Source organism: Lentzea sp., from assembly GCF_035525475.1.
Taxonomy (GTDB): Bacteria; Actinomycetota; Actinomycetes; order Mycobacteriales; family Pseudonocardiaceae; genus Lentzea.
In genome coordinates this window covers 1-11,891 of sequence record NZ_DATLEC010000183.1, presented here as the reverse complement: position 1 = coordinate 11,891, position 11,891 = coordinate 1, and the positions used below count along the sequence as shown (strand labels likewise).

Here is an 11,891-nt window from a genome sequence, read left to right as displayed (position 1 = left end):
ATCTAGGAGATGGCCGCCTGGATGGCCGCGCTCAACCGGGACGCGGCCTCCTCGCCGGTGTGCTTGAACCCGAGCGTCGGCTCGGTGAGCTCCAGCTCCAGCAGCAACGGCTCACCGTCCGGTCCCTCCACGACGTCCACGCGGGCGTACAGGAAGTCCTTGCGACTCAGCGAAAGCAGGTCCGCGGCCACGTCGAGCACCTGGTTCGCGAGCGAGATCTGCGCGGGCTTCGGTTCGATGCCGCGCAGCTCCTCCTCCACGTACAGCCCGGACTCCGACTCGGCCAGCCCCTGCGCCAGCATCGGTCCCTTGTGGAACGAGTGGGAGTACTCGCCCGCGAAGAACACCAGCGCGGTCTCGCCGTGAGCGTCCACACTGGACTGGTACGGCTGCACCAGCGCCTTGACGCCCAGCGCTTCGAAGTGCGCGCGGGCAGCGGCGTGGTCCGTGAACCGGGCCGCACCGCGTGAGCCCGCGCCGATCGCCGGCTTCACCACGAACTCGCCGTCCGGGAACGCGGGCTCGGAACCCGGCTCCACGACGGCGGTGGGCACGACGGCCACACCGCGGGCGGCGAGCTCGACCAGGTAGGACTTGTCGGTGTTCCAGCGCACCACGGCCACCGGGTTCGCCAGCGCCGGCACGCGGTCGCACCACGCCAGGAACTCGTCCAGGCGGTCGGTGTAGTCCCACGTCGCGCGCAGCACCACCAGGTCGGCGTGCACGTCCTCGCCCCAGGGCTGCCACACCACGTCGACACCCTCGCGCCGCAGGACGTCGACCAGCGCGTCCTCGTCCCCGTCGCCGCGGGGCAGGGCGGCGCAGGACGCGAGCACGACCCTCACGACTGCATCTTGGCCATCTTGCGGCGGTGCGCGGGGCCGATCTTGATGGCGGACGTGGTCTCGCGGTCCCACTCGGCCTGCTCGACGCCCTCCGCGGCCTCGACGGCCTGCGTGGCGACCTCGACGGTCTCCGTGATCACGTCGCCCATGGCGCCGTCCGCGCCGACCAGCACGATCCGTGCGCCGGCCCGGCCGATGGGCTCCACGACCGCCCTGACCGCGGTGCCCGGCTTGCCGTGGGCCTTCACGAACTCGGCGATGCGCTTCCGCGCCGTTTGATCAGACATCCCCACACTGTAAAACCACCGGGTAGCTTCAGCCGGGTGACCACCGACACGATCACGTCGTTCCTCTCGTGGTACTTCGACCACCACCCCGCGCACGCCGCCCAGGTCGGCTCGCTCGAGCACTACTCGACGTTCGGGGACTTCTCCTCGGCGTCGTTCGAGCGCAGGACCGGGGAGTACGGCGCGTGGGTCGCGCGGCTGGAGCCGTTGCCGAGGTCGGTGGACCGCGACCTCGCGCTGTCGGTGCTGCGCGGCTCGCTCGCGATGGAGACGTGGCCGGGGTGGCGGCGCGACCCGCACGAGTACTCCGGGATGGTCTTCTTCGGACTGCTCGCGCCGTTCCTGCACGGGCTGCTGCCCGAGGCCGAGCTGGTCGACGCTGCCGTGGCGAAGCTGCGCGAGGTGCCGTCGGTCTTCGCCGCGGCCGAGGCGAACCTCGACCCGTCGCTCGCGTCGCCGCTGGTCGTGCGGCGGGCGCTCGACCAGGTGCGGACGGGCCGCGCGTTCCTGCTGGACTCGCTGCCGCTGGAGGTGTCCTCGCCCGAGCTGCGCGCGAAGCTGGTGGAGGCGGCCGGGCCCGCGGCCGAGGCGTTCGACAGGTACGCGGTGTTCCTGGAGGACCTGGCCGTGCGGGCGACCGGCGACTGGCGGATGGGCGAGAAGCTCTACTCGGCCCTGTTGCAGGACAAGGAACTGCTCGGCTACGGCGCACCGGAGCTGCACCAGCGCGGCCAGGACGCCTACGCCTCGCTGGAGGCGGAGATCGCCGAGCTCGCGGGCACGGCGGACTGGCGTTCGGTGATGACCACCCTGCAGGACGACCACCCGCCGACGCTGGAGGCGATGCGCGCCGAGTACGAGGCGGAGACCGCACGCGCCCGCGCGGCGCTGGTCGAGCACTCGCTGGTGACGCTGCCCGAGGGCGAGGAGTGCCGCGTGGTGCCGTCTCCGCCGTTCCACCGCGCGGTGATGGCGGTCGCGAGCTACGTCGGACCGCCGCCGCTGACGTCGAAGCGGACCGGTTACTTCTTCGTGCCGTTCACCCCGCCCACCGCGACCGACGAGCAGATCACGCACCGGCTGCGCACCAACGCCCGTTCGCAGCTGCCGACGATCTCGGTGCACGAGGCCTACCCCGGCCACCACTGGCACTCGGCCTGGGTGGCGGCGCAGGGGTCGGCGCACCCGTTGCGCAAGGTGTTCCGCACGTCGTACTTCTCCGAGGGCTGGGCGCTGTACTCGGAGAAGCTGCTCCGGTCGGTCGGCTACTACACGACGCAGGCGGCGTTGATGAGCCACGTCGAGGCGCGCCTGTTCCGCGCGGCGCGCATGATCGTCGACACCGCGCTGCACTGCGGCGACATGACGCCACCGGAGGCCGAGGCGTTCATGCTGGCGCGCACGGCGCTGACGCCGGGCACCGCGGCGGGCGAGGTGAAGCGGTACTGCGCGTGGCCGACCCAGGCGCCGTCGTACCTGACCGGCGCGCTGGAGATCGACCTCATCCGCGACGAGTACCTGGCTGCGGGGCTGGGTTCCTTGCGCGACTTCCACGACAGGATCGCGGGATCGGGCTCGCTGCCGCTCGGTCTCGCCCGCCGGGTGGCCCTCGGCGAGGACTAGGCCGCTTGGTAGGCCCGGCCGGCCGACGTCAGGCTCGTGCCTGTCGAAAGCCCGGTCGGGCTTGTCTTCGTGGACAGCGTGAACCACGAGTACCGCTCCACGAACGACAGCCCGTCGAGCATCCTCGTCGACGCGGTGATGAACGCGTTCTGCTGCTGCTCGCTCGGGTAGACCGCGCGGCCGGAACGCCAGTCGATCAGCGCGTACTCGGTGAGCCAGATCGGCTTCCTGTAACGGTTGTGGACGTTGCGCAGGTACGACTCCAGGTGCCCGGTGGCCGCGCTGGAGAAGTCCTGGCCGTACCAGTGGATCGGGATGAAGTCGACGCGGAGGTTGCGCGCCTGCGCCCCCGCCATGAACCGGTCGAGCCAGCCGCCCGCGACGTCACCGCCGTACGCGACCGCCGGGGCGCCGAGCCGCAGTCCGGTGCCCTGCAGGCGCGGCCACAGGTCGAGTGCGCGTTCGACGGTCATGTTCGCCTGGCCTGCCATGTCGGGTTCGTTGAACCCCAGCAACTGCCGGCCGTTGGCCTTCGCGTTGGTCAGCTCGGTGTCGGTGACGCTGCGCTCGCCCCAGATCATGGGGACGAACTCGGCGCCGCTCTGGATCCCCCTCCTGTCGGAGGCCCACGTGTAGTACCAGCGGGCGTCCAGCGCGGACATGGCGGCGCCGGCGGGACCGGGGTCGTCGGCCGCGTTCACACCCTTCTTGGCGGAGGCGGCGTGGGATGGAAGCGCTCCCATGAGGAGCAATGCGATCAGCAGCAGGGTTGTTTTTCGCATGGACCGGTCATACCAGGAACACGGCACCGTTTTGCCCGTACGGGCGGCGGGAGGGAACATCGGGTCGTTCACCGGGGTTGTCCCCGGTCGAGCCGATCAAGGAGGACAGATGCCCAAGGCAGTGGTGGTGCGTTCGGCGGGCGGCCCGGAGGTGCTGGAGCACACGGACGTTCCCGCGCTCACGCCCGGTGATGATGAGCTGCTGGTCCGCACGGGTGCGGCCGGGGTGAACTACATCGACACGTACCAGCGCAGCGGCGCCTACCAGATCCCGCTGCCGGCCACGCTGGGGATGGAGGGCGCGGGCGAGGTCGTCGAGTCGAACTCCCCGTCCTTCGCCGTGGGCGACCGCGTGGCGTGGATGTCCGTGCTGGGCAGCTACGCGTCCGAGGTCGTGGTCCCGGCGTCGGCCGCCGTGCGCGTGCCCGACTCGCTGGACGTGGAACTGGCCGCCGCCTCGTTGCTGCAGGGCATCACCGCGCACTACCTCGTCCACTCGACGTACGAGGTGAAGGAAGGCGACCGGGTGCTCGTGCACGCGGCGGCCGGTGGCGTCGGGCTGTTGCTGACGCAGTGGGCGAAGTCCCGCGGCGCCTTCGTGATCGGGACCGTGTCGACCGACGAGAAGGAGGCGCTGGCCCGTGAGGCCGGCGCGGACCAGGTCCTGCGGTACGGCGACTTCGCGTCGCAGATCGAGAAGGTCGACGTCGTGTACGACGGCGTGGGCCGCGACACGTTCGACCAGTCGCTGGCGTCGCTGAAGCCGCGCGGCCTGCTCGCCCTGTTCGGCGCGTCGTCCGGCGCGGTGCCGCCCGTCGACCCGCAGCGGCTGAACGCGGCCGGGTCGGTGTTCCTCACCCGGCCGTCGACCGGCGCGTACCTGCTGAACCGCGCGGAGTTCGAATGGCGCGCGTCCGACCTGTTCGAGGCGATCGCGTCCGGGACGCTGAACATCCGCATCGGCGGCCGCTACAAGCTGGAGGAGGCGGCACAGGCCCACACGGACCTGCAGTCGCGCCGCACGACCGGGAAGCTGCTGCTCCTGCCGTGATGCGATGACGAGGAGGCCCCCGGATTCCGCGGGCCTCCTCGCTCGGTCAGGCGGCGGGGGTGACCTTCACGCCGTCGATCACGAAGACCAGAGTCTCGTTCGCCTTGATGCCCTGACCGCCCTGCCCGTACCCCTTGGCCGGCGGCACGACGAGCAGGCGGCGGCCGTTCTCCTTGAGGCCGACGAGCCCCTCGTTCCAGCCGTCGATGACCGGCGCCTGGCCGACGTTCTCGACGTCGAACGGCTTCTTGCCGAACGAGGTGTCCAGCACCTTCTTGTCGGAGAACGTCGTGAGCTGGTAGTTGACCGTGGCCGTCGTGCCCGCCTTCACCTCGGCGCCGGTGCCCTGCACCAGGTCCTTGATGACGAGTTCGCCGGTGGGCTTGCAGGCGGGGATCTCGACCTTGGGCGCCGCACCGAAGTCGCCGGCGACCTTGAAGTCGTCGGCCTTGCACGGGGTCGTCGGCGCGGCCGCACCGGTCGAGCCGGAGGAGGCGGTGGACGGCTGGGCGGAGCTGCCGCAGCCCGCGAGGCCGGTGGCCGCCACGAGCGCCAGGGACGCGATGAGCAGGACGTTGCGCATGGTTGGGCAGCGTATTCGGGAGGGTGTTAGCGGGGTGTAGCAGGTCGGTCGCGGCGGGTGGAACAGGCGCGGGGCGGCGTGTGACCGGCGGGACGTGCCGAGCCAGGGGTGCACACCCGAAGTGGCGATGACCACCCGCTCGTCGACAATGCCCCGCGCAACCACGCACGCACGGCGACCCGCACGGCCAAGGTGACCCCTCCGCTGGAACTCGACCATCCGCCCGCAAGCCGACCCGCTCGGCCCTGGATCGGCCCTGGATCGGCCCTGCGGACCAAAGGCGGGCGGCGCCGAGCGGGCTAAGACACGCGGCGTGAGTGCGTTCGGGTGGGTGGGTCACCCTCATCCGACACGGCGGGGGCCTTCGGCGACGCGGTGTCACCGGTGTGCACGGATGCGGGTCGGCCACTGGTCTCACGGGCGGTTATTCCGGCTTGAAATGTCGCACGAATAGCAGCTTCCTTATCTTTAGACCGACGCGTACAGTAACTCCTCGCACTTGATCGGACACCGACCGCATTCGTCCGTTCGGGTAGCCGCCGATGAGGTGAGTCGCAGGAGGTGGAGTTGTGTCCGCGGAGGCCGGAGGCATCCGCAGCAACCTGGTTCAGGAGTTGTTCTGGACTCGTACCGGGTTGCTCCTCCTCATACTCGTTGTCACGTCGGGCTCGTCGCTGGCAATTTCCAGTCAAATGGATCCCGGTACGGCGAAAAACCTGCTGACGGCGCTGGGCACGGGCACTCTCATTTCGGCGGTGGTGAGCTTCACGCAGACGTTGATCACGTCGAAAGCCGCGCAGAAGGCTCTTCTCACCCCTGTCATCGAGGAGAGTCGCAAGGCGCTCAAAGAGCTCAGCGAGGAGTACCGGGCGCTGGACCGGGAGTTCTTCCCCAGTCACGTGTTCGAGCCGACGATCAAGCCCGACCCGGTGTTCAACAAGCTCATGATGCAGGACCTGGAGCGGACGCGGCTGTACTGCTTCCGCGGGTTCGCCGGGCGGTACGCGGCGGGAAGAGTGCTGCTCAGCCACACGGAGTGCGAGCTCAGGGCCGTGCTGGCGGACCCCCGTGACGGCAACGCCATCAGCGGGCGGGCGCGGTACCTGCTGCGCAACGAGGGTGCCGACGGCGATTACGACGAGATCCAGCAACAGCTCCGGGAGCAGATCGGCATCGGGCTCGTCGGGCTCTACGCGGCGCGCGGGAGGTGCAGCCGGATCGACGTCACGATCGTTTCCGACCCTCCGCTCGACCGGCTCGAGCTGTTCGACGACTCGGTCTGGATGACGCTCTACAGCAACACCGCCGGAGTGCTGAGACCCTATCCGCGGACCCTGCGCTTCACCGAGAGTTCGTTCCTCTACGCGATGGAACGCGCGGAGTTCCTGCGAATCAGCAATTCCAAGGCCGGGTACCACTTCGTCATCACGCCGGGAACGACGAGCGACGACTTCCTGGCGTTGTTCGAGAAGATCACCGGCGATGCTCTCACCAAAGACGGGTTCAAGGAACTCGAGGACAAGTTCCACGCATTCCGTCGCGAATTCTCCGCATCTGCTCAGTTGAGGAGCTGATCGATCTTGTTAGTCGAGTTCACCGGGTTGTCCGCACTCGAGGAGCTCGCCGCTCGGGTGAAGCGCGCCGAATTTCCCGTCGTGGACCACTGGCCCGACGTCGGCGAGTGGTTCCGCGAGTGGGCGGCCCGGCCAGAGCTGCGCAGGGAGCTGCGCGCGCACATCGACGGGCTCTCGCCCCAGGATGCGACCTGGGTGATCGCGCACTCCCGGGAGACGACGACGCACTTCGCGTGGTGCCTGAGGGACGAACCGGACGAGCCGTTCACGTTCTGGCTGCACGAGTACAAGCCGCTGGCGGACTGGCGGGCCGGCTACGCCGACTCGGTCCACAACCACCGGTACCACTTCTGCACCACGATCCTGAGCGGCTCCTACCTGCACGAACGTTTCGACGCCCGGCTGGGCGTCGGTGAGCGCACGATCGTCGGCACGGAGCTCACCAACCGCACCCAGTGCGCGGAGGGCACCACCGGCATGTTGCTCGCGCACGAGTTCCACCGGATCCCGCGTGCCGCCGACGGGACGATGACGTTCCTGGTCAAGTCCCGCGCCGTCACGCCGTGGAGTCTCAGCTACGACCCGGACACCGGGATCAGCCACCGGCACGTGCCGGTCGAGGACAGGCTGGAGGATCTGACGAACCACCTCTGAACCCGCACGGGACCGCCCGTGCCGCGCTTACCATCGGCCCACCCGCTGGGAGGGCTGATGATGCGTACGCGCACAAGGATTCCGAGGTCTGTCATCGCGGACGTGGAGCACCGCGTGAGGCGGCTGTGCGAGGATCTCGCCGCCAAGCTGCAGTTCCACGGCTGGCACCACGTGAGCTTCGTCCGCGACAAGTCCGTGCACTTCGCGGGGCGCAACGGCGCCGCGCAGGACGTCGTCGAGGTGGCCGCGCTCGTGCACGACCTGAACTACATGGTCCGCCGCAACTCGTTGCCGACCGACGGCGCGGCGCTGCGGAGGAAGGTGCTCTTCGTCGCCGGCGTCTCGCAGGGCGACATCGACTGGATCGAGCAGATCGTTCTCGAGGCCGAGATGCGCACCCGCCACCGCGACATCTCGCTGGAGGCCCAGGCGCTGTCGGACGCCGACACGCTGTTCAAGGCGCTTCCGGTCACGCCGGTCGTTCTCGCGCACAAGTACCTGCAGGAGAACGGCATCACGTTGCGCGAGCTCGCGCACAAGATCGTGGGCGAGCAGGTGGGCAAGGCCGACGAGGGCTACTACTTCTACGACGACGAGGCCGCCGCGACCTACACCAAGTGGGCCGAGACGAACCTGTCGCTGTGGAAGTGCATCGTCGAGTCGCTCGACGACCCGTGCGTCGAGGACCTGCTGACCCACGTGACGTCCTGAGGGCAGCGGTCACCTGAGGCGGAGGTCGGCACCCGCGTGCAGGGTGAGGGCGAGGCCGAGGACGTTGCCCCGGCTGAGCATCTCCCACCGCGTCTGCCGCACCGCCTCACCGGCGGCCATCCCCCCGGCGAGCCGGGCGAGCAGCATGCCGCTCACCCACCCCGCCATGCCCTGGTCGACGGCTACCTCCGGGCAGATCACCCCGGCGGCGCCCGCCTGGTTCACGAACGCGTCCACCAGGTGCGCCGCCGGGGACGTCGTCACGACCAGCGGCCGGTGGGGCCAGGCGTCGATCTCCACGGCCTCCAGGACGCCTTCGTCGTAGACGAGGTTCATCACGTCCGCGCGCTCGTCCGACAGCACGCGCGACAGCCGCGACGGGCTGACGTAGGCGGACGAGATCGAGTCCGGCGGCAGGAAAGACATCAGCTCGGCCACGTGCCGCTGGGTCAGCGTCCGGTCGAGGTCGGGGTCGACGGCCAGCGCCACCTGCACCTGGCGCTGCGCCGGCGCGACCTGCCACGCGAGCGGCCCCGCCGGCTGCTCCAGCACGCTCGACAAGCCCCAGAAACCGAAGGGGCACAGCACGTTCCCGCTGTGGTCCGGTTCGGGACACCGCGGCGGCACCGGTCCCCCGGCCCCGAACGGGCCGAACCGCGCCACGGACGAGCACAGCCGGTACGGCCCCTCGGTGAACGGCAGGTCGTAGACGTGGGCCCACGGCACGCGCGTCGCGCCGGCCACCGTGATCACCCCGCCGCGCTGGACCACCGCGCCGCTGGGGAACAGCCGGGCGTGCACCACGGCACCCCGCACCGCGAACGCGGCGAGGTCCTCGCAGAACTCCGGGAAACCCTTGCCGTACCAGTGGTCCAGCCCGGACACGGGTGGCAGGCCGGGGGGAACGTCCAGGCCTGCCCACCGCAGCTCGCGGCCGGTCGCCACCAGCACCCGCTCGCCGAGCACCAGGACCGACGCCGTACGGGACGACAACGGCCCGAGGTCCGCGAACGTCCGCGACAGCCGCAACCGCGGCCGCACCTGGGACTCGCCACCGCCGACCGGCAGCACCACCTGCTGGACGTGCACCGGCACGACACCGCGGTAGATGACCAGCTCACCGCTCCACGGCACCGACGCGTACGGCGTCGTGACGGTGAAGCTCACCCAGGGGCTCCCACCCTCGACCGGCAGCACGAACGACTCCGCCTGCACGTCCCGGCCGATCATGCCGAGCACGGCCTTGAGCTCCAGGTCGCCCGGCAGCGGCACGGCGACGTCGCCGACGCGCACCCACACCTCGTACTCGGCGCCCGGCCGCAACGCCCCGGCGATGCCCTCGGTCGCGCCGGGCAGCGCGACGACGACCGTCACGGACCTGTCGACGGGCGGGGGCGGCGCGGGCAGCGTCGTGTACGTCATCATCCGGCGGCGCTCCAGCTCGCGGAAGAGCCACAGGGCGTCCTCCACCCTCGCCTCGCCCGGACCGCGGGGCCGCGCCAGCACGACGTGCGGCGCGCTCCAGCCCACCAGCATCGACGCGCTGTCGACACCGGACACCCAGGTGTGCACGGCGGTGAAGAGCACGACGGGCCTGCCGAGCCGGCGCAGTGCGGCGACCACCGGAGCCGAGTCCCAGGAACGGGTGTCGTGCAGCGCCACCACGTCGCCGGGCACGTCCGTGATCGACGGCAGCGCGGAGGACGACGGGAAGTGCCGCAGATCAAGCACGGCGAAGCGCAGCGCGCGGACCCGTGTGGTGACCGTGACCGACGCGGCGAAGCCCGGGGTGAGGCCGTGGCCGACCTGCGCCCAGCCGCCGGGATCGGTGATCACGACGAGCGACGCCGACGGTGTCAGGGCCGCGACGAAGTCCAGTGGTGAACCTTCACCACCGGTGACGGTGAACTCAACGGGCGCCACAGCCGTACGACTGGAGGTGCAGCTAGAACGGCCAGCCAAGCACCGGCAACCCGACGACGGCGTCCACGGCGAGACCGCAGAACACGAGCATCAGGTAGAGGTTCGACATGTGGAAGAACTTCATCGTGTTCGTGGAACCGCCGCGCCGGACCACGTTGTGCAGCTTGTGCGCGAAGACGGCGAACCACACGCCGGACAGCGCCGCCACGGCCACGTAGATCCACGAGGTGACGGGGGCGAGGGCGAGCGTGCACACGACGGTGATCCAGCTGTAGATCACGATCTGCCGCGTCACCTGCTGAGCTGTGGCCACCACGGGCAGCATCGGCACGCCTGCTCGGGCGTAGTCCTCCTTGAACTTCATCGCGAGGGCCCAGGTGTGTGGCGGAGTCCAGAAGAAGATGACCCCGAACATGACCAGCGCCGGCCACTCGACGGTGCCCGTCACCGCCGACCAGCCGATGATGACGGGCATGCACCCCGCCATGCCGCCCCAGATGATGTTCTGCGAGGTGCGGCGCTTGAGGACCAGCGTGTAGACGAAGATGTAGAAGAGGATCGTCGCCACCGCGAAAGCGGCCGACATCAGGTTGACGAAGATCCAGAGGAACGCGAACGAGAACACGCCGAGCGCGATTCCGAAGATCAGCGCGTTGCGCGGCGGGATCGCGTTGTGCGCGAGCGGGCGGGCGGCCGTCCGCTTCATCACCGAGTCGATGTCGGCGTCGACGAAGCAGTTGAGGGCATTTGCCGACCCCGCGGCGAGGGTGCCGCCGGTGAGCGTGCAGGCGATCAGCCACAGCGGCGGGAGGCCGTGCTGGGCGAGCAGCATCGCGGGGATCGTGGTGATCAGCAGGAGCTCGATGACCCGCGGCTTGGTGAGCGCCACGTAGGCGCCGACGACCTGGCGAGGCGACCTGTTCGGGACCTCGGCGACGAGACTGTCGGCACTCATCGGGTGAACGCTCCTCGTGTCGAGCAGGTGTGAAAACCAGCGACCGATGGTAACCGCGCAAAGAATTCACAGCCCGTTCGGGTGCTGGTGTGCCTCGGCACACATGTGCCTGGGACCTTTCAGAGCACCTTCTGATTCTCGCGGGACTAGGCTGGCCGGAGGACGTGGGAGAGATGTGGGCCAGGCTCTTCGGGATCGATTCCGAACGAGTTCCCGGCCCGCCCTAGCGACAAGTTTGGAGCTGTAAGTCCGTGACCGTCACCGACGACATCGCCCGGCTCACCAAGGCCGATCTGCCCGACGACTGGACCGAGCTCGACAAGCGCGCCGTCGACACCGCGCGCGTGCTCGCGGCGGACGCCGTGCAGAACGTCGGCAACGGCCACCCCGGTACGGCGATGAGCCTCGCTCCCCTCGCGTACACGCTGTTCCAGCGCGTCCTGCGGCACGACCCCGCCGACCCGGACTGGGTCGGCCGCGACCGGTTCGTGCTCTCCGCGGGCCACTCCAGCCTGACGCTCTACGTCCAGCTGTTCCTGTCGGGCTACGGCCTGGAGCTGGAAGACCTCAAGCACCTGCGCAAGTGGGGCTCGAAGACGCCGGGCCACCCCGAGCACGGCCACACCAGGGGCGTCGAGATCACCACCGGCCCGCTGGGCTCCGGCCTCGCCGCCGCCGTGGGCATGGCGATGGCCGCCCGCCGCGAGCGCGGCCTGTTCGACCCGTCGGCCGCGCCGGGCGCCAGCCCGTTCGACCACCACGTCTACGTGATCGCCTCCGACGGTGACATCGAGGAGGGCGTCACCTCCGAGGCCTCGTCGCTCGCGGGCACGCAGCAGCTGGGCAACCTGGTCGTCTTCTACGACGACAACAAGATCTCCATCGAGGACGACACGACGATCG

General features: G+C 69.8%; 11 protein-coding genes and 1 pseudogene. 6 read left to right on the top strand and 6 right to left on the bottom strand.

Annotation, left to right across the window (positions count from 1 at the left end):
- Positions 1–2 precede the first annotated feature (2 nt).
- Both VM306_RS29135 and VM306_RS29130 read right to left on the bottom strand, forming a co-directional pair.
- Positions 3–845 carry a hypothetical protein gene (locus tag VM306_RS29135; RefSeq protein ID WP_325520844.1) on the bottom strand — a complete coding sequence of 281 codons (843 nt, stop codon included), beginning with the start codon at positions 843–845 and terminating at the stop codon, positions 3–5.
- Positions 842–1,132, bottom strand: coding sequence for a hypothetical protein (locus VM306_RS29130; RefSeq protein WP_325520842.1), 291 nt, complete (start codon positions 1,130–1,132; stop codon positions 842–844). Before VM306_RS29130 ends, VM306_RS29135 begins: the two co-directional genes overlap by 4 nt.
- Before the next feature lie 36 nt (positions 1,133–1,168).
- Here VM306_RS29130 and VM306_RS29125 point away from each other — a divergent pair, with 36 nt between their 5' ends.
- Positions 1,169–2,755, top strand: coding sequence for a DUF885 domain-containing protein (locus tag VM306_RS29125; protein WP_325520840.1), 1,587 nt, complete (start codon positions 1,169–1,171; stop codon positions 2,753–2,755).
- Here the strand turns inward: VM306_RS29125 and VM306_RS29120 are convergent.
- Positions 2,752–3,537 (bottom strand): glycoside hydrolase family protein, encoded by a 786-nt coding sequence (locus tag VM306_RS29120; protein WP_325520838.1) that lies wholly within the window; start codon positions 3,535–3,537, stop codon positions 2,752–2,754. The two genes, VM306_RS29125 and VM306_RS29120, sit on opposite strands and share 4 nt — an antisense overlap.
- A 109-nt stretch (positions 3,538–3,646) precedes the next feature.
- Between VM306_RS29120 and VM306_RS29115 the strand changes: the two genes are divergently transcribed.
- The gene (locus VM306_RS29115) at positions 3,647–4,588 is read left to right on the top strand and encodes a quinone oxidoreductase (RefSeq protein ID WP_325520836.1); all 942 of its coding nucleotides are present in this window, start codon (positions 3,647–3,649) and stop codon (positions 4,586–4,588) included.
- A 46-nt stretch (positions 4,589–4,634) separates the two neighbouring features.
- On the opposite strand, the gene VM306_RS29110 is transcribed toward VM306_RS29115, so the two are convergent.
- The gene (locus VM306_RS29110) at positions 4,635–5,171 is read right to left on the bottom strand and encodes an FKBP-type peptidyl-prolyl cis-trans isomerase (protein WP_325520834.1); all 537 of its coding nucleotides are present in this window, start codon (positions 5,169–5,171) and stop codon (positions 4,635–4,637) included.
- Positions 5,172–5,740: 569 nt separating this feature from the next.
- Between VM306_RS29110 and VM306_RS29105 the strand changes: the two genes are divergently transcribed.
- Genes VM306_RS29105 through VM306_RS29095 form a run of 3 tightly spaced genes read left to right on the top strand, consistent with a single transcriptional unit; the run spans position 5,741 to position 8,110 of the window.
- Positions 5,741–6,745, top strand: coding sequence for a hypothetical protein (locus VM306_RS29105; protein ID WP_325520832.1), 1,005 nt, complete (start codon positions 5,741–5,743; stop codon positions 6,743–6,745).
- A gap of 6 nt (positions 6,746–6,751) precedes the next feature.
- Positions 6,752–7,399 (top strand): hypothetical protein, encoded by a 648-nt coding sequence (locus VM306_RS29100; protein ID WP_325520830.1) that lies wholly within the window; start codon positions 6,752–6,754, stop codon positions 7,397–7,399.
- A gap of 60 nt (positions 7,400–7,459) precedes the next feature.
- Complete coding sequence (locus VM306_RS29095; protein ID WP_414672465.1) at positions 7,460–8,110, top strand: HD family phosphohydrolase; 651 nt, start codon at positions 7,460–7,462, stop codon at positions 8,108–8,110.
- A gap of 9 nt (positions 8,111–8,119) precedes the next feature.
- Here the strand turns inward: VM306_RS29095 and VM306_RS29090 are convergent, their stop codons facing one another.
- Together VM306_RS29090 and VM306_RS29085 are read right to left on the bottom strand one after the other, a co-directional pair.
- Positions 8,120–10,033: a hypothetical protein gene (locus VM306_RS29090; protein WP_325520826.1), complete on the bottom strand. Its 1,914-nt coding sequence runs from the start codon at positions 10,031–10,033 to the stop codon at positions 8,120–8,122.
- 22 nt (positions 10,034–10,055) lie between these two features.
- Positions 10,056–10,988 (bottom strand): heme o synthase, encoded by a 933-nt coding sequence (locus tag VM306_RS29085; protein WP_325520824.1) that lies wholly within the window; start codon positions 10,986–10,988, stop codon positions 10,056–10,058.
- A gap of 251 nt (positions 10,989–11,239) precedes the next feature.
- On the opposite strand from VM306_RS29085, the pseudogene VM306_RS29080 reads away from it, so the two are divergent.
- A pseudogene (locus tag VM306_RS29080) lies at positions 11,240–11,891 on the top strand (transketolase); the annotation flags it as partial.